23 protein-coding genes are annotated in these 26,085 nt (G+C 37.2%); 7 read left to right on the top strand and 16 right to left on the bottom strand.

Annotation, left to right across the window (positions count from 1 at the left end; translation table 11 throughout):
* Positions 1–195: 195 nt before the first annotated feature.
* On the top strand, positions 196–1,401 hold the full coding sequence (gene cls / locus KHA87_RS19165; RefSeq protein WP_213095792.1) for a cardiolipin synthase: 1,206 nt from the start codon (positions 196–198) through the stop codon (positions 1,399–1,401).
* The gene (locus KHA87_RS22470) at positions 1,385–1,513 is read left to right on the top strand and encodes a hypothetical protein (RefSeq protein ID WP_283249467.1); all 129 of its coding nucleotides are present in this window, start codon (positions 1,385–1,387) and stop codon (positions 1,511–1,513) included. The genes cls and KHA87_RS22470 overlap by 17 nt, the downstream gene beginning before the upstream one ends.
* 340 nt (positions 1,514–1,853) lie before the next feature.
* Here KHA87_RS22470 and KHA87_RS19160 read toward each other — a convergent pair whose 3' ends face one another.
* The 6 genes from KHA87_RS19160 to speE form a co-directional block, all read right to left on the bottom strand.
* Positions 1,854–3,656, bottom strand: a complete 1,803-nt coding sequence (locus KHA87_RS19160) for a beta propeller repeat protein (protein ID WP_213095791.1) — start codon at positions 3,654–3,656, stop codon at positions 1,854–1,856.
* Between the two features lie 136 nt (positions 3,657–3,792).
* Positions 3,793–5,463, bottom strand: a complete 1,671-nt coding sequence (argS, locus tag KHA87_RS19155) for an arginine--tRNA ligase (protein WP_213095790.1) — start codon at positions 5,461–5,463, stop codon at positions 3,793–3,795.
* Positions 5,460–5,909 (bottom strand): YwiB family protein, encoded by a 450-nt coding sequence (locus KHA87_RS19150; protein WP_249310624.1) that lies wholly within the window; start codon positions 5,907–5,909, stop codon positions 5,460–5,462. Before KHA87_RS19150 ends, argS begins: the two co-directional genes overlap by 4 nt.
* Positions 5,910–6,065: 156 nt before the next feature.
* Entirely contained in the window at positions 6,066–6,812 is a 747-nt protein-coding gene (locus KHA87_RS19145) for a sulfite exporter TauE/SafE family protein (RefSeq protein WP_213095788.1), read from the bottom strand.
* 961 nt (positions 6,813–7,773) lie between these two features.
* On the bottom strand, positions 7,774–8,646 hold the full coding sequence (gene speB / locus KHA87_RS19140; protein WP_213095787.1) for an agmatinase: 873 nt from the start codon (positions 8,644–8,646) through the stop codon (positions 7,774–7,776).
* A 12-nt stretch (positions 8,647–8,658) separates the two neighbouring features.
* Positions 8,659–9,489: a spermidine synthase gene (speE, locus tag KHA87_RS19135; RefSeq protein WP_213095786.1), complete on the bottom strand. Its 831-nt coding sequence runs from the start codon at positions 9,487–9,489 to the stop codon at positions 8,659–8,661.
* Between the two features lie 235 nt (positions 9,490–9,724).
* On the opposite strand from speE, the gene KHA87_RS19130 reads away from it, so the two are divergent.
* On the top strand, positions 9,725–11,785 hold the full coding sequence (locus KHA87_RS19130) for a transglycosylase domain-containing protein (RefSeq protein ID WP_213095785.1): 2,061 nt from the start codon (positions 9,725–9,727) through the stop codon (positions 11,783–11,785).
* Between the two features lie 314 nt (positions 11,786–12,099).
* On the opposite strand, the gene KHA87_RS19125 is transcribed toward KHA87_RS19130, so the two are convergent.
* Entirely contained in the window at positions 12,100–12,615 is a 516-nt protein-coding gene (locus KHA87_RS19125; protein WP_213095784.1) for a YwhD family protein, read from the bottom strand.
* A 20-nt stretch (positions 12,616–12,635) separates the two neighbouring features.
* Positions 12,636–13,298 carry a site-2 protease family protein gene (locus KHA87_RS19120; protein ID WP_213095783.1) on the bottom strand — a complete coding sequence of 221 codons (663 nt, stop codon included), beginning with the start codon at positions 13,296–13,298 and terminating at the stop codon, positions 12,636–12,638.
* 274 nt (positions 13,299–13,572) lie between these two features.
* On the opposite strand from KHA87_RS19120, the gene KHA87_RS19115 reads away from it, so the two are divergent.
* Complete coding sequence (locus KHA87_RS19115; RefSeq protein ID WP_481748385.1) at positions 13,573–13,836, top strand: 2-hydroxymuconate tautomerase; 264 nt, start codon at positions 13,573–13,575, stop codon at positions 13,834–13,836.
* Between the two features lie 81 nt (positions 13,837–13,917).
* On the opposite strand, the gene KHA87_RS19110 is transcribed toward KHA87_RS19115, so the two are convergent.
* Together KHA87_RS19110 and KHA87_RS19105 are read right to left on the bottom strand one after the other, a co-directional pair.
* Positions 13,918–14,427, bottom strand: a complete 510-nt coding sequence (locus KHA87_RS19110; RefSeq protein WP_213095781.1) for a YwgA family protein — start codon at positions 14,425–14,427, stop codon at positions 13,918–13,920.
* A gap of 26 nt (positions 14,428–14,453) precedes the next feature.
* A complete protein-coding gene (locus KHA87_RS19105) occupies positions 14,454–15,758 on the bottom strand; it encodes an HD domain-containing protein (RefSeq protein WP_213095780.1) in 1,305 nt (434 codons plus the stop codon).
* 362 nt (positions 15,759–16,120) lie between these two features.
* On the opposite strand from KHA87_RS19105, the gene KHA87_RS19100 reads away from it, so the two are divergent.
* Complete coding sequence (locus KHA87_RS19100; protein WP_249310620.1) at positions 16,121–16,855, top strand: RsfA family transcriptional regulator; 735 nt, start codon at positions 16,121–16,123, stop codon at positions 16,853–16,855.
* A gap of 195 nt (positions 16,856–17,050) precedes the next feature.
* Here the strand turns inward: KHA87_RS19100 and KHA87_RS19095 are convergent, their stop codons facing one another.
* The 4 genes from KHA87_RS19095 to pta all read right to left on the bottom strand — a co-directional run bounded on the left by KHA87_RS19095 (position 17,051) and on the right by pta (position 23,384).
* Positions 17,051–19,060 carry an ABC transporter ATP-binding protein gene (locus tag KHA87_RS19095; protein WP_213095779.1) on the bottom strand — a complete coding sequence of 670 codons (2,010 nt, stop codon included), beginning with the start codon at positions 19,058–19,060 and terminating at the stop codon, positions 17,051–17,053.
* Entirely contained in the window at positions 19,057–20,805 is a 1,749-nt protein-coding gene (locus tag KHA87_RS19090; protein WP_213095778.1) for an ABC transporter ATP-binding protein, read from the bottom strand. Before KHA87_RS19090 ends, KHA87_RS19095 begins: the two co-directional genes overlap by 4 nt.
* A 541-nt stretch (positions 20,806–21,346) precedes the next feature.
* Entirely contained in the window at positions 21,347–22,180 is an 834-nt protein-coding gene (gene lipL, locus KHA87_RS19085) for an octanoyl-[GcvH]:protein N-octanoyltransferase (protein ID WP_349305603.1), read from the bottom strand.
* A gap of 232 nt (positions 22,181–22,412) precedes the next feature.
* On the bottom strand, positions 22,413–23,384 hold the full coding sequence (gene pta, locus KHA87_RS19080) for a phosphate acetyltransferase (RefSeq protein ID WP_213095777.1): 972 nt from the start codon (positions 23,382–23,384) through the stop codon (positions 22,413–22,415).
* A 214-nt stretch (positions 23,385–23,598) separates the two neighbouring features.
* Here pta and hemQ point away from each other — a divergent pair, with 214 nt between their 5' ends.
* Positions 23,599–24,348 (top strand): hydrogen peroxide-dependent heme synthase, encoded by a 750-nt coding sequence (gene hemQ / locus KHA87_RS19075; protein ID WP_213095776.1) that lies wholly within the window; start codon positions 23,599–23,601, stop codon positions 24,346–24,348.
* A 327-nt stretch (positions 24,349–24,675) separates the two neighbouring features.
* Entirely contained in the window at positions 24,676–25,107 is a 432-nt protein-coding gene (gene gerQ / locus KHA87_RS22300) for a spore coat protein GerQ (RefSeq protein WP_249310618.1), read from the top strand.
* A 44-nt stretch (positions 25,108–25,151) separates the two neighbouring features.
* Here gerQ and KHA87_RS19065 read toward each other — a convergent pair whose 3' ends face one another.
* Complete coding sequence (locus KHA87_RS19065; protein WP_213095775.1) at positions 25,152–25,523, bottom strand: DUF423 domain-containing protein; 372 nt, start codon at positions 25,521–25,523, stop codon at positions 25,152–25,154.
* A gap of 55 nt (positions 25,524–25,578) precedes the next feature.
* On the bottom strand, positions 25,579–25,857 hold the full coding sequence (locus KHA87_RS19060; protein WP_213095774.1) for a YwdI family protein: 279 nt from the start codon (positions 25,855–25,857) through the stop codon (positions 25,579–25,581).
* Positions 25,858–26,085: the final 228 nt, after the last annotated feature.

The raw sequence follows: 26,085 nt of genomic DNA, 5'->3' as shown, positions 1-26,085 counted from the left end.
ACTTCCATTATATTATGAATGAGCATTCAGTCAACACATTTGTTAGGATTTTTTGAAAAATTATTATTGGTAAAATAATATGACCTCTCTATCTTTTGGGAATTGTACAAATTGGGCTATTTTACAATCATCTCATGATTATGACACATTTTGGCTATAATAGTAAGACTTTACGAAGTTTGAGGAGAGGGTATAATGAAATGGATTTTGTTACCTATCCTATTCATTTTAGTAGTTATAGCTTATTGCATTATTGATTTTAAAATGGGGAAGAAAAGTTTTCACCAGAACAGCCTTTCTAGAAACTATTCTCGGCGCAAAGGAGATATTCATCTTATTACACACGGGAAGGATCTTTTTTCTTTATTTCTATCTGATATAAAAGATGCTCGTTCAAGCATTCATATTTTATTTTATATCGTAAAGGATGACCTCTTCAGTAAGGAATTTTTGCAGCTGTTAATCCAAAAAGCGGAGGAAGGAGTTGAGGTTCGTCTTTTACTAGATTGGCTTGGGAGCCATAATACTCCCAAATCCTTGATTAAAGAAATAAGGAATGCTGGGGGCCATGTTGCTTATAGCAACCGTTTAAAATTTCCATTTCCTTTCTTTTCTCTACAGCAGCGGAACCATCGTAAAATTTCGGTCATTGACGGTAATATTGGATATGTGGGCGGGTACAATGTCGGGAAGGAATATATCGACGAGGATTCCGTTTTATCCCCATGGAGGGATTACCATCTACGCATTCTCGGTGAAGGCGTATGCGATTTGCAAGATGAGTTCATGGTAGATTGGAATCGCTCTTCCAATAACATAATTGAAAAAGAAAACAAATATTTTTTTTCTGCACTTCCGACAGGAGATATGCAACATCAATTTTTTCCTACTCAGGGCTTGCGCTTAGAACATACTATCTGCGAACTGCTTGATTCCGCTAAAACATCCATTTGTATTGGAACACCTTATTTTATTCCTTCTATCATTATTTTAGAGAAATTGATGGAAGCTTTAAAACGTGGTGTAAAAATAAGAATTATTGTCCCGAAAAAAGCCGATCATTTCTTAGTCAAGGAGGCATCCTTCACCTATTTTCGTACTTTAATTGGCCACGGAGCCGAAGTTTATCAATATCTAAATGGTTTCTATCACGCTAAGGTTATTATCGTGGATGAAGAAATTTGTCAAATTGGGACTGCTAATTTTGACCGGAGAAGCATTTACTTAAACCTCGAAATTAATTGTTATATTTATGATAAGGATTTTATACAGAAGATGGTCGCCGTTATGGAAAAAGATATATCCGACTCCCATCGTCTTACGATAGAGGAGTTAGAACATACGACGTTTGGTACGAAGTTAAAAGAACTTTGTGCTAAGGTGGTTGCTGATTTATTATAGGAATGTCCCAATTGCTGAATGTGCAGTTGGGACATTTGAGTTTGGCGGGATTATTGTTATGTTTCGCGGGATTATTGCATTATTTGGCGGAATTAATTTGAGTTATGCCTGAATTATTGCTAAAAATGATTGATTAATTTAGAATAACGCTTGTTTTCAAGCGTTTATTAAAGCATCTTAGGGCCAGGAACCCATACATTACCTTGTGCAGTCATAGTAACAACAATTTTATTCTTTTCAAGCTCAGAATCATATTGAAAATGATATACATTTTGGTCTTTTTGAATGGAAAAGGTTTTTTTGAAATTTTTTGAGCAGCAGTCACTTTCTTACGTTCTTGGTGATTGGATTTCCTGTATTAGTACAAGCTGTTAATGTAAAACAGCATATGAGACCGAAATAGTAAATAAATCATTACCTGATTGAATTAATACCCCTTTATTAACAATAATTTAATATTCTCTAAAATGGAGGGTAATGTTCTTTGTAGTTTTTGAACTTTTATACCAGTTCAACAGTGAATCATAATCTGTTTTTTGAATATCTGCGGATTGCATTGAAACTGTATTATTATTTACCCACTTATATTCAGTAATTGGCCAAGTAGCTTTTTTTATGAACTCCCTAGATAAGACTTTCCTTTTCGGCTGTAATAACTTCATGTCTTTCAAATTAATAGGAATAATGTTATTTCTTATTACAAGGTTGCCCTCGTTAACACCATAACGAAAAACCACATTTTCTAGATTCGGAGACTGCTTCCTATCGATTAAGATTCCATTCCCCAGTTCTATACTAGATATAATTTTTTTATCCTTTGATATCTTAATAAGGAGGCTTGAGCATAACTTATTTCCACAGTTATACTCTAAAATGTTGTAAAAACTAACATCTGAACTCTTAAGATTTAGGTAACTAGCTGAGCTCCTGTAGATTTCGAGCTTTTTATCAGATTGATCAGCTAAATATTTTTCATATATTGGAACCGACTTAATAGGAACGGAAAATTTACCACCTTTTGCGTCGGAAAGCTGAAGTAATGCAGGCTCATTTTTTCGTTTTTTGGATATTTCACTAAATACGTACCAAGTTCTTCCTCCGTCATTTGACTTCATGATTTGTGCTGATTTCTCATTTATTCCCCAGCCAATTTGTACGGATGTAAATTTCAGGTTGTGCAAGGTGTATGTTAATGAAGCTATTTTATTCCACGTTTTTCCGCCATCTTTTGTTTGGTAAAGAATGGAGGCGTCATTATTAATCGAATGCTTTACATTTGCCCAACCAATTTTGTTATTTAAAAACTTTTCTTCACCTATTCCGTCTAGCTTAGATAACAGCTTCCAATGGTTACCTTGATCCGGGCTAGAGTAAATGAGTGTTGTGTACTTTTTCATTCCCTCTATCGTAACGGTAAGAAATCCATTCAATTGGTCCATAAATTGTGGTGGACGATAACTTATTAAATCATCGACCTCCAATTTAGGTAATGGAATATTTAATTGATGCCATGTCCAGCCACCATCATTCGTTTTATAAAAAATGACTTCATGAGGGTCATTTCCATCACCCGTTAAAAATCCGTGTTTTCCGTCAATGAATGTGATAGATTTTGGATCTTTTGTATCCCGAATACCTTTCGTCGTATCATCACCTACATGATAGACTAAATTCCATGAAGTTCCTTGATTACTTGTTTGATATATATCAAAAGGGCTGTGACCTAAGCCATATCCACGATTTACTAACATCCAACCTTTTATGGGATTTATGAAGGAAAAACTAGAGATATCTGCCTTACCATCCTTTCTTAATTTTGGGACTAGGGATGAATTCCATGTTTTTCCGCCATCTGTTGATTTATATAAATTTGCTCTATCCGCTGTCCAAACTAATTTCTCATTAAATGCATATAGTGTTAAAAATTCATTTTGTTCCTTGGAAGCTTTGTGAGGGGTAACTTCCACCCACTTATCTTGATTTTTGGTAAATATTCTTTGTCCAGTTGAGGCCCATCCAGTTGTATTATTAACCATAAACAGTTGAAAAAATTGAAGCTTTGGAGCTTTACTATTTGTAGAATCATTGGAGGATGTTTTTGGATTTGTAGTTTCTGAAGAAATATTTTGCTTTTTAATTTGATGTATAACTGCATGTTCTTTCGACGTGCTTTTTTTATTTGTAGTTTGCCTACATCCGGTTATGAACAAACTCATACATATAACTGCAATAAAAAGCCGAGGTATGATTTTCATACAATCCACCTTTCAATTTTTTTACAATATGAGTTTACCAAATATTACTATTACATTAAATATATTAAAGAAATATTTCAATCCTCAAATTTCGACAGAAAAAAAACAGGTACCAATTTGGTACCTGTCCTCTATATTACATTTTTTCCGGGGCGGAAACTCCAATTAAAGCCAATGCATTTTTCATTGTAATTTGAACGGATTTAATTAAAGCTAGACGAGCATTGGTAAGCTCTTCATTTTCTTTATCCAATACCTTTTCTGCATTATAAAAGCTATGAAATGCTTGTGCTAGGTCATATATATAATTAGTAATTCGGTGTGGAATGCGTTTTTCTGCTGCTTCCGCAATAGCTGAAGGGAAGTCTCCCATTTTCTTTAATAAATCAATTTCCTTCTCTGCTTCAATCAGCTTTACGTTTGCATTTTCATTTACAGAGAAGCCTTGCTCTTCCCCTTGTCGTAAAATACTGCAAATCCGAGCATGAGCATATTGCGCATAATATACAGGGTTTTCATTTGATTGAGAAACAGCTAAGTCAAGGTCAAAGTCCATATGTGTATCCGCACTTCTCATTGCAAAGAAATAACGAACAGCATCTAAGCCTACCTCTTCAATCAAGTCACGCATTGTAACGGCTTTACCGGTGCGCTTGCTCATTTTCATTTTCTCGCCGTTTTTATATAAATGAACGAGCTGAATCACTTCAACCTCTAAATTGTTAGGATTATATCCCAATGCTTCCATCGCTGCTTTCATACGAGGGATATAACCGTGATGGTCCGCACCCCAAATATTAATCAGCTTTTCAAATCCGCGGTCAAATTTGTCCTTGTGATAAGCGATATCCGGAGTTAAATACGTATAAGAACCATCGTTTTTGATTAATACACGATTTTTATCGTCACCAAAATCTGTAGATCGGAACCAAGTTGCACCGTCTTCATCGTAGACATGACCTCTTTCGCGAAGCTCTTTCAATGTTTCATCGATTTTCCCATTTTTATATAGGGATGTTTCAGAGTACCATACATCAAATGGAACCCGGAAGTTCTCAAGATCTGTTTTTAATTTTGCCATTTCATAATCAAGACCATATTGACGGAAAAACTCATAGCGTTCCTTCTCATCCGCTTGAGCATATTTATCACCATATTGCTCCGCTAATTTTTTGCCAATCCCCACGATATCCTGGCCATGATAACCATCTTCCGGCATTTCTTTATCTTGTCCTAGCGCTTGAAAATAACGTGCTTCGACAGATAAAGCCAAGTTATGAATTTGGTTACCAGCATCATTAATATAATATTCACGGCTTACTTCATATCCTGCTTTATCTAAAACATTGCATAGAGAATCCCCAACAGCTGCACCGCGGGCATGTCCAAGATGCAAATCCCCAGTAGGATTAGCCGAAACAAACTCTATTTGAACCTTTTGGCCTTTTCCCGCATTAGAGCGGCCATATTCGCTTCCTTCTGATAATATAGATGGAATTAGATCGGTTAAATAGCTGTTATTCATATAGAAATTAATAAATCCCGGTCCGGCAAGCTCTATTTTTTCAATAGAAGCCTTTGAACGATCGAAATGGTTAATAATTTCCTCCGCAATCATTTTCGGTGCCTTTTTGGCAACACGAGCTAATTGCATTGCTGCATTCGTCGCGTAATCACCGTGAGCTTTATCTTTCGGTGTTTCCAAGATAATTTCGGGAATTTGCTCCTCTACGGCTAAGCCTGCTTTTATTATTGCATCTTTTATCGCGCTTTTTAAATTCACCTGAATTTGTTCGGCTATATTCATTTGCCAGAAACCTCCTTATACTCTAAAACCATTTCATATGTACCAACGATAGATCCTTGCATTTTCAAGTCATATTTTAAAATAAACTGTCCTGATAATAATTCGGAATCATTTTTCCTATTCTCTAGGCTCTTAGTTGTTGTGGTTAACAATAATGTACCGTATTCTCCCTCATAAGAACCACCTTTTTCATCATTAATATCAAAGGCAAGCCGCATTTTAATGGAGCCACTCCTTAAAATTAATGCTTCCTGTTCCTTGAACTTCACTATGGTTTGAATGGAGCCTTCTTGTAAGAGTTCTTCATATTTTAAAAAAGCTGCTTGCTCTTTTTGATAATATTCTCCAAATAAGGTCAGCTCGTAGTTTTCCGCTTCCCCGCCATGGTCAATTGTAGTCTTCAAGTGAATTTTGACAGGCACACTCTTTCTTGTTTCAACTGTCAAACGATTCACATCCTTTTCATTTTCATCAGTATAACCTTTTTAGTATAAAAATAATTGGTTGGAAAATCAATTTAAAAATATTCAGGACTTCTTGGATTAGAATAAATTCCTTCTATCCTTCATAAAAAAAAGATACTTATCAAATAAGCATCTCCTTTATAACGTAAGAATAAGTGCTGATACTGCAGGAGTTAAAATCATCGCCGTTTTTAACACTGCTTTTGGAACAAGGTTAGTAAATTTTGCTCCTATATAGGCACCTAGCATTGTTCCGATTAAAACTTGGAATAGCAAGACAATGTCTAAATATCCCTCTGAAGTAAAACCAATTCCGCCCCCTATCGCAATCGGGACAATGACAAGCATCGTAGTACCAACTGATTGGCGCAGTGTAAGTCCTAAAAATGTTAGCAAGCCCAATTGAATAAATGGCGTTGAGCCGATTCCGAATGTTCCTGAAAGAATTCCAACTACAATTCCTAATATGGCTGCCTTTAGCACGAAAACGGCATTTATCCGTCCAACTGTATCTGTAGAGGCTTTTTCCTTCAATAAAAATAACCTAACAACAAGCAATAGTGCTGACAGAAAAAGCATGCCTGCTGTAAAAAGGTGCATATAGTCTGTTGGGATGAGAGCAGCTATTTTGGATCCAACAAAAGATCCTCCTGCTCCAAATAGTCCAACAACAATTCCTGCCTTTACCGCAATATTTCCTTCTCGATAATGACTAAATGCACCAGAAAGACTGGTAAATGCCATAGCAGTTAATGATGTTCCTAATGCTGTATGAATGGGAATATTAAATACCAATGTCAATATGGCAATGATGAATCCTGATCCTCCTGCCCCAATAAAGCCTAAGATGGCTCCTAAAGCAAACATTGTTAAAATAATAGCCAATGGTGTCACTTCCAAAAATAGTTTTTCATTTTATTAGTATAAACGAAGTTGGCCGTTTTTTGGAGTGAGGAGTCGATAATGTTGAATATAAAAACATGCTGGTAAATGAGACTTCAAGGAGTAAACAAACCAGAGGAAATTACGGACTGATCCGCAAGGTGTTTTACCACTAAATTCCCAAAACAAATCACATATGATTTGATGGCTGAATTTAATTTATCGAACATTCTAGGTAATCAAACGTGGGATTTAATGACCAAAATGGTCGTATAAACGCATTTTCGGGAATCAATCTTGCGTTTTGGTGACCGAATGGAAGCACAAGCGTATTTTCGGGAATCAATCTTGCATTTTGGTGACCGAAATGGTAGTACAAGCCCATTTTCGGGAATCAATCTTGCATTTTGGTGACCGAAATGGTAGTACAAGCCCATTTTCGGGAATCAATCTTGGATTTTGGTGACCGAAATGGTAGTACAAGCCCATTTTCGGGAATCAATCTTGGATTTTGGTGACCGAAATGGTAGTGCAAGTACATTTTCGGGAATCAATCTTGCATTTTGGTGACCGAAATGGTAGTGCAAGCGCATTTTCGGGAATTAATCTTGGATTTTGGTGACCGAAATGGTAGTGCAAGCGCATTTTCGGGAATCAATCTTGGATTTTGGTGACCGAAATGGTAGTGCAAGCGCATTTTCGGGAATCAATCTTGGATTTTGGTGACCGAAATGGTAGTACAAGCGCATTTTCGGGAATTAATGAATGGTTTTGGCTACATTGTATAGAAGAATCACTACATAATTTTCGGATGTGAAAAAGTAGGAAAACCATATCAATCCTTGAAATAACAATAAAAAACACACTGGAAATTCAAATGTAAAACCCAGTGTGCTTGCTTTTCTATATGCTTGTCTCCACTTCTAAAGTGAACCCTTTAAAATCAAAATCGACTTGGTTGATTTTATTTCACCCAACCAAGTATCATCTCACGAATTAGCTTGCTGGCAGTATTCGCTGTCTGCTCCGATGGGTCATAAATCGGTGCAACCTCTACTAAATCACAGCCGACAACTTTTACATTTGAACGAGCAATTTCATGAATAGAGGCAAGGAGCTCTTTAGATGTAATTCCTCCGCAGTCTACGGTTCCTGTTCCAGGAGCGTGTGCGGGGTCGAGAACATCGATATCAATTGTTACATATACTGGGCGTCCTGCTAGCTTAGGCAGAATTTCCTTCAACGGTTCCAGCACTTCAAATTTTGCAATGTACATTCCATTCTCTTTCGCCCATTGGAACTCTTCCTTCATTCCGGAACGAATACCAAATGAAAAGATATTTTCTCCACCCATTAATTCTGCAGCTTTCCTGATTGGAGTTGAATGAGAGAGTGGCTCTCCTTCATATTCGGAGCGTAGGTCCGTATGAGCATCCATATGGATAACGGCTAAATCCGGATATTTTTTGTACATCGCTTTAATAACCGGCCAAGAAACTAAATGCTCTCCACCCATTCCTATAGGGAATTTACTATCCTTTAAAAGAGAATCAATATAATCTTCAATGATTTCAATACTTCTTTGCGGATTTCCAAATGGTAGTGGAATATCCCCAGCATCAAAATATTTTACCTCTTCCAGCTCACGATCTAAATATGGACTGTATTCCTCTAAGCCGATAGACACTTCACGAATACGAGATGGTCCAAAACGGGAGCCCGGTCGGTAGCTTACTGTCCAATCCATTGGCATTCCATAGATAACTGCCTGGCTCTCCTCGTAATTTTGATGGCTGCGAATAAATACATTTCCTGAATATGCTTCATCAAAGCGCATTGTTACCCCTCCTTAGCGAGTTAGATCTTGTACAAACTTTGGCAGAACAAAAGCAGCTTTATGAAGCTCTTTCGTATAGTATTTTGTTTCGATATCGTGGAAACGGTCTTCACTCACTTCTAATGGATCATGTTTCTTAGAGCCTAATGTGAATGTCCACATTCCGCTTGGATACGTTGGAACGTTAGCAATATAAAGACGAGTAATTGGAAAAATTTCCTTTACATCCTTTTGAACCTCGCGGATTAAATCCGCTTTAAACCATGGGTTGTCTGTTTGGGCAACAAAGATTCCATCTTCCTTCAGTGCTTTTGCAATGCCGGCATAAAAACCTTTTGTAAATAAATTCACAGCAGGACCTACCGGTTCAGTAGAGTCTACCATAATAACATCATATTCATTTTCGCTTTTTGCAATATGCATGAATCCGTCATCAACACGTACATCTACACGAGGATTGTCCAATTCGCCGGCAATGCTTGGTAAGTACTTTTTAGAATACTCAATAACCTTTCCGTCGATATCAACCAATGTCGCCTTTTTTACACTTGGGTGTTTTAGGATTTCACGGATTACTCCGCCATCCCCTCCGCCTACAACAAGTACAGTTTCAGGGTTTGGATGTGTAAACAATGGAACATGTGCAACCATTTCGTGATACACAAATTCATCCTTTTCCGTTGTCATGACCATACCGTCTAAAAGGAGCATATTTCCCCATTCAGCCGTTTCCACCATATCTAATTGTTGAAATTCTGTTTGTTCCGTATGTAAAGTTTGATTAATTTTCATTGTAATTCCGTAATTTTCTGTTTGCTTTTCAGTAAACCAAAGTCCAGCCATTCTATTCTTCCTTTCTGAAAGTAGATTCTCTTATACTATTCCCTTTAACAAAATAAATACAAACATGAGAAAAAGTATAGAGAATTCTTTTGAAAATGCAAGAAAAATATTTATTATTATTCCTCTCTTTTTTCTTGCATTTAATTTTCTCCAATTTCAATGTTTAAAACCTGCTTCGTTATTTCATAATGACTAATAGATTTTAAAATGTATTACTTTAAGTGAGGCGATAGTAATGGAAACAATCACGAATCCTAGAATGCAAAAAAGCAAAAAGTACTTTCGCTTTCTATTATTTGCCCTTTTCTTTATCGCCATTGGTTTGTCCATTTTTATATTGGCGATATATATATATGCAAAAATTTTAGGACCACCGCCTTTAGCTGTTCCGCAATCAAGCCTGTACTATTCAAATGACGGGACTATAATCGGAGAAAGTAATAGCGGACAAAAACGGTACTGGGTCCCATTACATGATATTTCTCAAGATGTTATAGATGCGACCATTTCGATTGAGGATAAAAATTTCTACCATCACCATGGATTTGATGTTAAACGTATTGGCGGCGCTATTCTGGCAGATGTAATAGCTATGCATAAGGTCCAAGGTGCAAGTACCATTACACAGCAGTATGCAAAAAATTTATTCCTAACCATGGACAAAACATGGACAAGGAAAATTTCCGAAGCTCTATATACTATTCGTCTCGAGATGAACTACACAAAGAAGCAAATTCTGGAGGGATACTTAAATACGATCAATTATGGGCATGGTGCATACGGAATTCAAGCAGCAAGTCAATTTTATTTTGGCAAAAATTCCAGTCAATTAAGTTTAGCTGAAGCCACTATGCTTGTAGGCATTCCAAAGGGACCCAGCATTTATTCACCCCTCTTTTCAATGAAGAAAGCAAAAAGTAGACAGCTTCTAATTTTACACTCCATGGAGCAAAACGGATATATTACACATCAGGAGGCAAAATCCGCTGCAAATGAAAAGCTAAAAATCGTAGGAATGCATACTTACCATCGCTCTGAAATAGCACCTTATTTTCAGGACATTGTAAAACATCAGTTAAAAACTGCACTTGGATTAAATGACCGCACTATTGACTTAGGAGGATTACGAGTTTACACAACATTAGATACAAAGCAGCAGGAAATTGCAGATGGTGTAATCAAAGAAACCATTTCGAAGAACTCCAATATTCAAGTTGGTTTTACAGCGATGAATCCTAAAAACGGATTTGTTACCGCGCTTGTTGGCGGAAAGGATTATAATGAAAGTCCATACGATCGGGCCGTTCAAGCAAGCAGACAGCCCGGCTCTACAATCAAACCGTTATTATATTATGCGGCTTTAGAGAAAGGTTTTACCCCAACAACAATGATGCGGAGTGAACAGACGACCTTTAAATTCGATAATGGAAATTCGGAGTATACTCCCCATAATTTCAACGACCAATATGCTAACGGGGACATTACTATGGCGCAAGCACTTGCTCTATCCGATAATGTGTACGCTGTTAAAACACACCTATTTTTAGGAGAAAATGCACTGATAAAAACAGCAAAGGATTTTGGCATTACAACCAAAATGGCTAAGGTCCCGTCTCTTGCACTTGGGACCTCTGGCGTCCACGTTATTGACATGGTGAACGCCTACAGTATGCTTGCAAATGGCGGGAAAAAGCTTCATCCTATTTTTATTACAAGAGTAGAGGATTATCAAGGGAATGTGCTATATGAATATAAGCAACAGTCAGAACAAGTGTTAAAGCCAGAGCTTGCTTATGTCATGACACAAATGATGACCGGAATGTTTGATAAAAAGCTTAATGGCTACTCCTCTGTTACTGGCTCTACCATTATTAATCAATTAACGCGGCAATATGCCGGGAAATCAGGCTCGACAAATACGGACAGCTGGATGATTGGATTCTCCCCGCAGCTAACGGCGGGTGTATGGACCGGATATGATAAAGGAGATGAAATTACATTAGCCGAAGACAAGCGATATGCAAAAACAATTTGGACTCGGTTTATGGAAAAATCTCTGAAAGGTGAGCCTGTAAAAACCTTTAAGGCTCCTAAAGGCGTCATTTCAATTCCAATTGACCCGCAGAGTGGGAAAATCGCAACCAAGGACTGCCCCATTTCCAGGGATATGTATTTTGTTGCAGGCACAGAACCCACTGACTACTGCAATCTACATCCTGGAAAAGGAAAAACACCAATACCAAAGCATAAGGAAAAGCAGGATGGTTGGCTGCATAAGCTGTTTAAATGGTTATAAAAGGCTGGTTTCATATGTATATAAAAAATTCAAAAGCTGATTCTAACGTGTTGCTTTTCGTATTTTATTAAGAATCCTCGTAAAGGGTTATTGTATTATACTGAAATAATGATGTTATTAAAGTTTCCATCTACAAAAACAACAAAGTTAAAGAAAAATTGCCAATAAAAAAACTCGGGTGTGCGGCCCGAGTTTTTTTTGTCCTAGATTTGTATGTGCAAACCATAGTTTTAAGTTTACTGATATTTTGAGGAATCAGCAAGCCACTTATTTAGGTTTGCGCAACTGTCAAATTTTGTTCACATTTTCGTAAATTATTGGGAAACTCCTAAATCTTTTTTCAACTGTTCACTAGAACGGTTCCACATGTTTTCATCATGATTTTTCAAAAAGTCAGCTAATACCCTTTTCGATTTTTCATCCATATGATCGACGATAATTTGCCGCTTGAGTGATTTATCTAAGCGATTCACATGCTCCGGCAAGGACTTGTAACCTCGTCTTGCCTCTTTGTTCACTGTCATTTCACATGCTGTTGCACCGGCATAATATAATCCATCTTCTTTGCGTGCAATAGTCACCCAAACAAGCCAGTAAGATTTTGCGCCTGCAGGAACCTCCTCCTTATTAGGCAGAAATTTGACACGCTTTTCAACTGCACTTTTGCCGTGCATCGCACCAATATCAACAACAGCCTCTCCTGCTTCAATATCAATAATGACTGGAGAAACATTATCTAAGCTTAATGAACCCATACCAAAGCCTTTATGCTCATCTCTGGGATCCTTTTTGATAATATTAAATTCAAGCTTATTTTTTCCTGATTCCATGATTAAAAGCCTCCTTACAACTATGAGAACACCGAGAAAATATCAGAAAAACGCATAAAAAAGAATTGCGAAACATGATCAATAAGAGGTGAAATAGTATATTGATCCAATGGTGTTACCAGAATGAGAAGAAATAAAATAATACTATATTGCTCATATTGAGTTAATTTTGCCCTTAATGATGGACTAACAAGGTCTTCAATGATCCTATATCCATCTAAAGGGGGCAGCGGGATTAAATTGAAAATCATTAATACTAAATTTATGCCAGTAAAATAACGTAGGAAATCCATAACAAAAGACGGGACTCCGGATCCACCATTTTTAAAAACTAAAAAGTACCATAAACCATATCCAATAAAAGCCATGACTAAATTACTTAATGGCCCCATAATGGATACTAATACACCTGCTGCTCTTGGGTTTTTAAAGTAGTTTCTGTTCACCGGTACCGGACGCGCCCAACCAAATCCCGCAATTAGAATTAAGATCGTTCCAAGTGGATCAAGATGGTGTATAGGATTTAATGTTAATCTGCCTTGCTTTTGTGCGGTTGGATCGCCAAGCTTATAAGCTGTATAGGCATGAGCAAATTCATGCACAGTAAATGCAATCAGCAGTGTAATGACAACAAACGGTATCTCTTGTAATGGATATCTTAATATATTGTTTAGAAAGTCCACGATCAATCCCCTTTATTTTTTTCATTCTATTCTTATCTACATATAAGTATACTTTGTTTGCCTTTATATTAATATAATCCGCTTGCTATCGTTTTGCAAAAATCATACACTTTTATATAGAAAAGTATATGCGCCTTGCTCATCGGCGTATGGATGAGTGAAATTTGTTATATAATTTCACCTTTGGAGTCTTCGACTGAGATAAAGTAAACCGTGCTGAGGTAGTTCACGAGCTATTGAAATTAGCTCTTCAAATTTCACCTGATGTTGACTTATCGTAGGTAGGAGACGTAGAAATCCGCAAAGTTTATACTTTCAAATAATTTTTATACAAAGAAAGGAAGTTGTCATTATGCCATACATAACGGTAAAAATGCTAGAGGGACGCACAGAAGAACAAAAAAAAGCGTTAGTGGAAAAGGTAACGCAAGCTGTTAGTGAAACAGCGAATGCCCCGAAGGAAAATATCGTTGTATTTATCGAAGAAATGTCGAAAAATCATTATGCAGTGGGTGGAAAGCGCTTAAGCGACAAATAATATTTGTGTTATAAAAATATCCAATTATGAAGTGCCCCCAAATTTTAGACTGTCTCTATATTTTGGGGGCACTTCAGCCAATTAGCTCGGATTGGCTATTTTTTTTAGTTCTTCAATATAATCAAATGCTTGATTGATTTCTTCCTCCGTATATCGCTGCTTCGCCTTTACTTTATTTATTTTTTCAACAACTTCCTCTTTAGACAAATTGTCAAAGTATAAAACGGTCGAAACAAGCTCTAAGTAACGGGAATTTTGTTCATTCATGCTAGTTAAACATTCTTTTAAGCAAGGCATTTCCGTTTCATATAAATGAAGAAACTCACGGCCATTTTCTGTAATTGTGTACCGATATTGAAAGTAGCCGCCTTTTTTCTCCTTGACCTCTTCAATAAATCCCAAATTATAAAGCTCTTCTACCCTTAATGTTAATTCCTCGGAGTATGGTCCATAGAAATGAAATTGGAATTTTTCCTGAAAAGGAAAGCTCAGCTTTTTGGCTATGTAAATCATTTTTTGCAGCTTTTTACGGCCAATAATTTCCCCTGAAGCTGAAAGTGCACTCATTATTCTTACATGATCCTTTAACAAAGAACTTCATCTCCTGCTTCCAATAACTATTTCAATCTCTCTAAAATAGAACGAATTTCTTGCTTCACTTCTTTATTGTTTGAATCATCGTAGATAAAATCTTTTGGATAATATAATTTATGATCTGTACGGCGCTTGCCAGAGATGGCATCGACAATATCAGATTCCCTCGACAGCTCTCGGAGTTCTCCGTTAGGCATTAATAAATGAATCGGCAGACGCTCCTCTTCTTCACCAGGACGATAAAAATCATAAGGGAGATCAGATGATGAATCGACAACCAAATAATAATTCGGATCAATTCCTGCTCGCGCAAACAATTTTTCTAATTGACTATGCACTTTAAATTGCTTTGCCGGATCGAACTCGACATACTTAAATAAATTCCGATTCATAAATCTTGTACATAAATCTTTTAAAATAGGATCGTCTTCTTCCTGCCACATCTGAAAATAATATAATATGACAGATTCGTCTAATTTTAAATAGTCTTCTAATGTCATTTCATCCTCAAAAAGGGAATAAAAATGAATTGGATGATGCTTAAATGAATAATATTCTTCATGTAATGATTTAGCTCGATGCAAAATCTTTGTCAGAATAACCTCAGAGCTTCTGGTGACCGGATGGAAATATACTTGCCAATACATCTGGTAGCGGCTCATAATATAGTCCTCAACCGCATGCATCCCGCTATATTTAAATACCACCTGGTCTTCACGCGGCCTCATTACCCTCAAAAGCCTTTCCATATCAAAATGTCCGTAGCTTACCCCGGTAAAATAGGCATCGCGAAGTAAATAATCCATTCTATCTGCATCAAGCTGACTCGAGATTAAACTTACCACAAGCTTATTCTCATATGTTTTCGCAATTACTTCGGCTACCTTTTTCGGAAAATCTTGGTCAACTTTGCGTAAAACGGCATTGACCTCCGTCTCCCCGGTAACGATTTGCTGAGTAAATTCCTCATGGTCTAAGGCAAATACCTTTTCAAATGAGTGGGAAAACGGGCCATGTCCCAAATCATGCAATAATGCGGCGCATAAAGAAAGCAGACGTTCATCACCATTCCACTCCGGGCGTCCGTCAAATACATCATCAATAATTCTTCGAACAATTTCATAGACACCTAAGGAATGATTAAAGCGGCTATGTTCTGCACCGTGAAAAGTAAAATAGGTTGTTCCTAATTGACGAATTCTCCGTAATCGTTGAAATTCTTTTGTTCCAATTAAGTCCCATATGACTTGATCACTGACATGAACATATCGATGAACAGGGTCTTTAAATACTTTTTCCTCGCTTAATTTTAGTTTGGAATATTCCACTTTCAACCCTCCCTGTCTATCATATTTTTATTATAACCAGTTTGTTTTCATAATGAAAGATTCGGGACCATGGGTTGGAAAATTGCGAAACTATCATCTTTTTTACAATATTGGTATAAAAGTTCGGGAAATTGTCCATGCTTTGATTAAAGGCTCATTTCTTAAAAAACTATGTATCTTTTGTAGACTAAAGTCTTATAAACATCCATATCTAGGTTAAGAATGAATAGCCTCATTAAGAAAAGATGCCCCGAAACTAAGTCTACATTAGGGTTTATAGCCATTTACGAAATGCAACAATGTACTAAAACAAATTGGATTAACAAGGAAAGTTTAATTTTTTCAAATGGGAGTTGAGAATAATGAAATCTCGCCAAGATGCTTGGACAGATGAAAATGATTTGATATTAGCTGAAACGGTATTGCGTCATGTTCGGGAGGGCAGTACCCAACTGAACGCTTTTGAAGAGGTAGGAGATAGATTGAATAGAACTTCAGCTGCCTGCGGTTTTCGCTGGAATGCGGTCGTTCGCCATAATTATGAACAAGCTCTTCAACTAGCAAAGAAACAAAGAAAACAAAGACAGCGTCTACTAGGTAAAGATCAAGGCGGCAAGAAAAAACTACTCTATCAACCGCCTACTCCTACGTTAGAAGATGTAGAGGAAATAGAGTTGCCATTACAAACCGTCATTTTGGAGCAGGAGGAAATGGCAGAGGAGTTAACACCGGTTACATCAACAAATACACCTTCTTTGCCTGTACCTGTATTAAATAAAGGTAATGAAGAAATGAGTTTATCAAAAGTCATTGGATATTTACAATACTTAAATAATACTCAATTTCAATCGACCATCTTAAAAAGTGAGAATGCAAGATTAAAGCACGAGCTATCCGATATGAGGAAGAAAAACGAAGAATTGCAAAAGCGGATTAATGAATTGGAGAAAAACTCTGTCACCATGCAGGAAGATTATGAAACATTGATGAAAATCATGAACCGTGCAAGGAAGCTTGTATTATTTGATGAAGACGAGCCATCCACTTCTACTTTTAAAATGGACCGAAATGGGAATTTGGAGAAGCTGGCTGAATAATGAAAAGAGACTGTCTCGTATGGTGCCTAACACCTTACGAGACAGTCTCTTTTATGTTGAAATCATAGGTCCATAGACTCAAATCGGGCCATTTCATTATTATTTTATGCCGTTTCTATACATTTTCGGGCTATTTCAACTTTCATTCGGGCTGTTTTAGAAGTTTTTCGTGCCTTTCTATAAAAAAGGACGTTATTATCCAGCACTCTTAATCTGCTGCAATTGATACATCTGAAAATACTTACCCCCGAGCGCCAATAACTCTTCATGATTTCCTTTTTCAACGATTCTGCCTTTATCTAAGACCAAAATTTGATCAGCATTTCGAATAGTTGAAAGCCGGTGTGCAATAATAAAGGTCGTTCTTCCTTTTTTCAATACTTCCATCGCATCTTGAATAATAGATTCCGTCTCGGTATCTATATTTGATGTAGCCTCATCCAATATTAAGATCGCAGGATTAAAGGCTAGTGCTCTGGCAAAGGAGATTAGTTGTCGTTGGCCGGATGAAAGGGTGCTTCCCTTTTCAATTACCGCTTCATCAATGCCCTTCTCTAGGTTTTTCAGTACCTTATCCGCTCCAACATCCATCAATGCTTTTTCTACCATTTCTCTCGTGATGCCTGGATCGTTCAAACTAACATTGGAGGCAATCGTCCCTGTAAATAAATATGGATCCTGAAGAACAATAGCCATATGCTCACGTAATGCTTGCACAGGTATTTCATTAATATTCTTTCCATCAATCTTTATGGCGCCTTTTGTGCAATCATAAAAACGGAATAAAAGATTCATAATGGAGCTTTTCCCAGATCCAGTATGACCCACCAATGCAATTGTTTCACCCATTTTTGCATCAAACGAAATATCCTTCAATACATCGTGGTCTTCCTTATATCCGAAGGTCACCCTATCAAACGTAACATTTCCTTGATAACGCTCCATTTTACTGTCGTCAACCGGAGTACCGCTTTCCGCTAATAATTCAAATACCCTTTCACCCGCTACGCGAGCTTGCTCTAGATTAGCAAATTGATTCACAATACCTGTTACAGGCTGGAATAACCGGTTAATATAATCAACGAAGGCATACAATACACCCAGCGAGACGAAAGAGCCTACACCGACAGAGCCCCCACCAAAATACCATATGAAAGCAACAAACGTAATGGTTCTCAATATACCCACCAAATTATGTGAGGTTAATGCATTTAAGTTAAGCTGCTTATTTTGGTATTTAAAATGTGTTTCATTCAGTTGCTCGAACTCATCCTTCATTTGGTCCTCACGTCTGAAGGCTTGAATAATATTCATACCTTGAATGGATTCATTAATAGAAGCATTTATTTCACTAATTTTTGTTCGAATTACCTGATTATATTTCGAAGCAAATTTTCGGTATATTATCATCCATGCATACAGGATTGGAAGAAGCAGCAAACAAATAGCTGCGAGCTTCGCATTTAATATAAATAAGGAAATAAAAATTCCCGTTATATAGATTGTACTGGTAAAAAAATTGGCTAATACAGCGACATAAAGGTCCCGAATTGCCTCTGTATCGTTCGTAATTCTTGCAACCACCTTACCTGCAGGCAAATTATCAAAATAGCGAATCGGCAATCTTTGGATATGCTGAAAAATATCATTGCGCATTTTTTGGATAATTCGATTGGATGCCTTTTGCAGATAAAAATGCTGTCCATATTGAAAGATAGATGCTCCAAGCAGTAAGCTAAAATAAAAGATTATGAGCTTCATCATTCTAGGAATCTCCGGCTGATAAAATCGGAGCAACTGATCTCCTGTTATTTTTTTTGCCGGAAAGGTATGGGATTGATTACCCTTTGTAATAGTGACTACCCCGTTATGATAGGATCTTTTTCCATCAAACGGCAGCCGTTCGCCAATAAAATAAAAGCTCTTGCGAATTTGGATAATTCTAATTTCCTTGCCCTTTGGCTCTTCTTTGCCGAAGTAGGAATCACGCTTATAGTAATGGCCATCAAATGGAACTGCGTCCTTTCCCTTTTTCGCCTCAAACCAGGAGGATTCAATTCCAAGTATATGAGAATCAATCATCTTTTTAGCGATAAAAGGACCCGTTAACTCTGCCCCAACCGAAAGTCCAAGCATCAATAATGCAATAATAATAATCTTTTTGAACGCTAGAGCGTATCGGAACAATTGCTTTCCTGCTGTCATAACGTCACCTCCGCTCCCTCTTCTTCCTCTAATTGCTGTCTTACAAACTGTTCACGGTACCAGCCTTGGTGCTGAATTAATTGCTCGTGGGTACCTTCCTCCACTATTGCTCCATCATCAAACACAATAATCCAATCGGCATGCTCTACAGCCGATAATCGATGAGTTGTAATAATAGTTGTTTTTCCGCTTCTTTCTCTTTGGATATTTTCAATAATTCTAGTTTCCGTTTTTGCATCTACGGCAGATAAGGAATCGTCCAAGATAAGAATTTCCGGGTTTTTGATTAAAGCCCGGGCAATGGATATCCTTTGCTTTTGTCCACCGGATAATGACACTCCTTTTTCCCCAACGAGTGTTTGCAATCCTTCCGGCAATAACTCCAAGTCTTTACGGAAGGATGCCAGATCTATTGCTTTTTCAATATCCTCTTCCGTTGCATCCGGATGACCAAACAGAATATTTTCCTTTATACTTCTAGAAAAAAGAACATGATCCTGCGGTACATAACCAATCCAATTACGAACCTGCTCCTTCGTTTGCTTAGAAATATCCACGTTTGAAATAGAAAAGTCACCTGTACCTTCTTTGTACTCACGTAATAGCTGCTTTACAAAGGTTGTCTTCCCGCTTCCTGTCTTTCCGACAATTCCAAGCGTTTGCCCTCTTTTTAAGGACAATTGGAGCTTGGAGAGGTTAGGAGTATTCGAGGAAGGATATTGAAATGTATAATCCTGAAATTGAAAGTTTTCCGGTAAATCTAATAAGGTTGGAGTCTTTGGATTTACCACATCTTCCTTTTGATTTAATGTCTCCTCCACTCGATCAAGGGAGGCGCTTCCGCGTTTCATTAAATTCATTAATTCCCCAATGGCAAACATCGGCCAAATCATCATTCCCAAATACACATTAAAGGAAACCAAATCTCCCAAGGTAATTTGCTGGTGAAACACAAGGTAAGCACCATACCCCAAACCAATCAAATAACTGACACCTGTTAATATTTTTATGGTCGGGTCAAATAGAGAATCTATTTTTACAACAGCCATATTCTTTTTAAAAACATCTTCCGTCATGTCACTGAAGAGCTTCTCATCTGCTCTTTCCTGTACATATGCGCGAATAACGCGGACACCTGCTACAGATTCCAATACACGATCATTTAAATCCCCGAAAGAGTCCTGAGCCTTAATAAAACGCTCATGAATTTTCTTACCATACACGGTTATTAAGACAGCCATTATTGGAAATGGCAAAATCGCTGCAATCGTTAATTTCCAACTTACGAATATACCCATCGTTAATAGAATAGTAGACATAAAAACTGTAGAATCAGTCAATGTAAGAATACCGAAGCCTGCTGTTACAGATATCGCTTTTAAATCATTTGTCGCCCTGGCCATTAGGTCACCAGTGCGATTTCGTTCATAGAATGCCGGAGTCATTTTGAAAAAATGCCCCATTAACCGAGAACGAAGCTTTCTTTCTAAGACAAAGGCACCTCCAAATAATTGGTACATCCAAACATATGTAATGCCGTATGAAATAACCCCGATTACGATTAGATATAAAAGATATCGATAAATACCTGACCATGTTAGGCTGCCAAGCTGGATATCATCGATTGCCATTCCAACTAATTTTGGCGGTATAACATCCAAAATTCCAACAATAATTAGAAATAATACCGCAACTACATAACGCTTCCAATTTTCCTTAAAAAACCACCTTAATTTCCAAAGCATAGGTGATCCACCCCCTTATTTTGTCGAAACATAGATAGAAAATTGCATTGTTCTTGAATCTGGGCACAAAAAAGGGCAGACTGCGCAAGTGGCAGCTGCCCACAAAAAAAGCACAGGAAACGTGTGAAATTAGCAATTCCAATTTCACCGAAACGTACCCTGTGCTTGATTCGAACTTTTTATATGCTTTTACACACTCAATAATGCATAAGGACAGGTTACGTGAAATATGAAATTATGATTGCTTGTGTTTTTGTTTAAAAGAATATTTACTTTCATCACGATAACCTCCTTTGCTTTTTTTGGTAATTTTAGATTCTTAGATAGAATATCATCCTCGAAATTATATGTCAATTCAAAATTTAATTAATTTAAGAAAAAAATCAAGGTAGTCACCTTGATTATATACATGGCTGTTTTCGTATTCATTGTTTTTTTATTTTCTTATGAAGGACATAGTTCTCATAGCAAAAGCCAGGTCATTACTAGGATATTCGTATAAAATCAACATGGTCTAAGGAAAGAGCCTAATGCATTCATTCTATTTTATTTTTTCATTTCGCTCCATTATCCTTTGATAGTTTACTTCATACCATTCCAATTCCTGGCCAGATAATGGTTCACCATATATTTCTCCGCTCATCTCTTTTAATACATTCAAAAATCGGAGCATGACATCTTGTATTGTGAATTCTGTATGAAGCAGCTCAGATAAGGATGCCATTACTTCCGGATGAATAGTTGGATAGATAAATTTGGTTTCCTGATCCCTTTTAGCCAATGTATAAAATTGCTGAATATGCTTAGCTCGATTTTGGCCGCTGCCGGATACACATAAATAAATCTGAACGGCAACACCCTTGCGAATTCTACGCTGGGAAATCCCTGCGAACTTTTTCCCGTTAATACTTAAATCATAGCTTCCAGGACAATAAGATCCCTCGATTTCTCTCGCCTCAATCTCAGCATTAAAATCCGAGAACATTTCCTTAATCAGTGCCCACATTGCATCATAACCACGATTAATATCAATTCCCTTTTCCGTATCCGGGAAAATGAGAGACAAGTTTAATACTCCGCTATCCAGAACAACCGCTAACCCTCCGGAATTTCGAACGATAACACGGTATCCCTGTTCTTTTAAATAGACCATACCCTCCTCTAAAAAAGGGAGCCTCGTATCTTGAATACCCAGCACAACCGTATGATGATGTACCCAAGATCTAGCAGTTGGAGGGGAAACCCTTGCTCCGACAGAGGTACACAAAGTATCGTCCATAGCGAAGGATTGTTTGGCATCAAACATCGGCCCTAAGCTTGATTGATCAATAATTCTCCATTTATCTTGTACCAATAATGATAGACTTTTTTCCACCAGTGTCTCATCTCACTTTTCTGCTGGCTCTCTTCTTAAACTTTGTTGCTTTTGGTGACGAAAACCTTAATCCTTACTCCAGTTGAAATCAACAATCATCTAAATAAAAGATGCTCCGAAGCTAAATCTAGGTTAGATTCTTTTAAAAAATGACAAAAAGCAACAGGTTAAAATCGGCTTTTGGATCTTAACAATTTATTCGAAAACAGCCTTTCTATCAACTATAACTATATTACAATGCTTGTGCGGCTGTGATAAGAGCTAATTTATATACATCTTCTTCATTACACCCACGTGATAGGTCATTTACTGGTGCATTTAGTCCTTGCAGAATAGGTCCGACTGCTTCAAAATTCCCTAGTCTTTGGGCGATTTTGTAGCCAATATTTCCTGCTTCAAGACTTGGAAATATAAATACATTTGCATCGCCTTTCAAAACGGACTCTGGAGCTTTTTTCTTCGCGACAGAAGGAACAAAGGCAGCATCAAATTGAAATTCTCCATCTAGCACAAGTTCTGGGGCTCGTTCCTTTGAAATCCGAACAGCTTCTGTTACTCTTTCTGTTTCGGGTGACACAGCAGACCCCTTTGTCGAAAAGCTTAACATTGCCACTCTCGGCTCAAGGTCAAACATTTTCGCCGTTTTGGCACTTTCAATCGCAATTTCTGCTAAATCCTGGCTATCCGGAGCAATATTAATCGCGCAATCGGCAAACACGTATTTCTCTTCCCCCCGCACCATGATAAAAACTCCGGATGTTTTCTTAACACCTTGTTTTGTTTTAATAATTTGCAAGGCTGGCCGAACAGTATCAGCTGTTGAATGAGCCGCACCACTGACTAGACCATCGGCATGATTCATATATACAAGCATCGTACCAAAATAATTTTCATCTAAAAGGATTTTCTCTGCCTCTTCCTTTGTCACCTTCCCATTTCTTCTTTCTACAAAAGCATCAACCATTGCGGAGAATCCTTCATATTGAGAAGGGTCGTATAGAACCGCACCGTCAAGCTTCAATTGCAGTTCATTTGCCTTTGCTTCAATGGATTCTTTATCCCCGATGATAATGGGTGTTAAGATTCTTTCTGTTGCCAGCCTGCCCGCTGCAGCTAAAACTCGCTCATCTAAGCCTTCTGGAAAAACAATTTTCAACTCTTTATCGGAAACTTTGTCTTTAATTACTGAGAATAAATCCGTCATTTTTATTACCTCCTTCATTACATATTCTATCCAAACTATAACAAACTTTTTTAAGAAGAATGAATGCTTTTCCCTATAAGGGCAAATGTTTATATTTTGTGAATTTAATGTTTCCTTTTCTTGACTGTTTTTAAACATTTGTGTGTTGTATTTCATCTGATTGGAAAAACTATGCTATAGTTATGATGAATTAAAATAACTTGAGGTGATAAAAATGAGTGAAGCAGCTCAAACATTAGATGGCTGGTACTCCTTACATGATTTAAGAGCAATGAATTGGCCGGCATGGAAGGCTCTTTCAAGTGATGAACGCCAAACGGCAATTTATGAATTTCAACAGTTTTTAAATAAATTAAATCAAACTCAAAATGCAAAACAAGGTAGCCATGCTTTATATACAATTGTTGGTCAAAAGGCAGATTTCATTCTTTGGATGCTTCGCCCAACAATGGAAGAGCTTAATGAGCTAGAAAATGAATTCAATAAGCTTACCATAGCTGAATATACAATTCCTACATACTCTTATGTATCTGTGGTTGAATTAAGTAATTATGTTGGAGGAAATTCTGACGAAGATCCATATCAAAATCCATATGTAAAATCACGTCTTTACCCAGAGCTACCAAAATCAAAATATATTTGCTTCTACCCTATGGACAAGCGCCGTGAAGGCAATGATAACTGGTATATGCTATCCATGGAAGAACGCCGTGAAATGATGCGCAGCCATGGTATGATCGGCCGTAAATACGCTGGAAAAGTAAAACAAATTATTACTGGATCAGTCGGCTTTGATGATTATGAATGGGGCGTGACCCTCTTTTCGGATGACGTATTGCAATTCAAAAAGCTTGTTTATGAAATGCGTTTTGACGAAGTTAGCGCACGCTTCGGTGAATTTGGTTCCTTCTTTGTAGGAAATTTGCTTGAAGAAGATAAAATTGCAAAGTTTTTACATGTGTAGATTCAATTACCCCTAAATATTTTTAGGGGTTTTTTTATTCCATAGCAATCCTCTTAAAATTTCCTTGCATATCCCCTTCATCCTTTACATACATATGAAATAGTGAAAATAACAAATAAATCCTTTCACCATCCATACAAGTCTGGCTTCCTAAAGAGAGGTGTAAAGCTGACAGAAAAGAATAATCGAAAGACAGGATGCCTGTTGTATAGTACATTGTTTCAAATGAATTTAATTTAAAATTATTAAATTCTTATTTTCAGATGAAAGTCCTATAGTCATTAAGCATATTTTATTTCTAACTGGGGAGTTCAAGGAGGGAGAATATTGTCAAATTCATATGTTAATCCAAACGCTTATGGTTATCCGTATCGTCAAACTGCCGGTTCACCACCTTTCTATGGAGGAAACGCGCCACAATTCGGTACACCGCCATTAACATCGGCTGGTCCGACAACACAAGGACCCAACATACCAGGAATGCTGCCTTCAGAACAGTCTTATATTGAGAATATTTTACGTTTAAACAAAGGGAAACTGATCCATTTGTACGCTACCTTCGAAAATAAGAGAGAAAAGCAGTTTACTGGGATAATAGAAGCGGCCGGCCGAGATCATGTAATTATTAGTAATCCTCAAACTGGGGAACGAAACCTAATCCCAATGGTTTATGTAGATTATATTACGTTTACAGAAGAAGTGGAGTATGAGTATCCATTTGGTTCTACTCAGCAAATGGCGACGTATCCTACCAGATAACGATATAACCAAACAGCCCTTTCAGATGAAAGGGCTGTTGCTTCTTAGAAATATTTTACTGCAGCAATTGTTAACAATACCCATGAAACAAGGAATGCTACACCGCCGAAGGGAGTGATTGCTCCTAACACACTTATTCTTGTCACACTTAATATGTATAGACTACCTGAAAATAAGATAATTCCGATAAACATTAACCAACCGGACCAAGACAGAAGTGAAGATGATTGAATATGTTTTGCGATAATACCAATTACAATCAACCCAAGTGCATGGAACATTTGATACGTTACACCCGTTTTCCAAACCTCCAAATACTTCTCTGGTATTTTCCCTTCCAATCCATGTGCACCGAACGCACCTAATGCGACTGCCAAGAAAGCATTAATGGCACCAATTATAACAAAGGCTTTCATAATTACACTCCTTCAGTTCTCTTTTATTTCTCCCATCATTTTAAGAAAAATGGCTTTAAAAATCAAAAATGGAATCCCCATTTGCCCCATCATCCGTTTTTAATGGCTGTGATTTTTCATATCTTAGAACAGTAGATGTTGGAGTTGGATCTAGCGCAGAGCCTACTAACCGTGGATTCTCTATTGTACTAGACGTCTCCTGGTCCAACATTAGCTCACACAATGTCTTAATTGTATATACATGTTGCTTTTGCTTATTAAGCTCTTGCAGTTGCTTGGCTTTCATAACTTCTTCTTCAATTTTTTTCAAAAGAGAGTGTGATGAGATAGACACTTCGATTAACTCCTTATTTTATATTACTCTCATTTTAACATAATTTTTCTAACACCATAAATTCGACATGTTTCACGTGGAACTTGTAGGAAATTGTCGAATTTTAAAAGCTCTTTTCTTAAACATCGTTGCTTATATAGATGAAAACTTTATGAACATCTGTAATTAAGTTAAGCATCCATAATTTTTTTAAGATAAGATACCAAGGAACCAAGCCTAACAGTTAGT

This window comes from Bacillus sp. FJAT-49736 (assembly GCF_018343615.1).
Classification (GTDB): domain Bacteria; phylum Bacillota; class Bacilli; order Bacillales; family Bacillaceae_C; genus Margalitia.
Note: the sequence above shows the minus strand (reverse complement) of the source record. Positions and strands in the feature narration are given on the sequence as shown.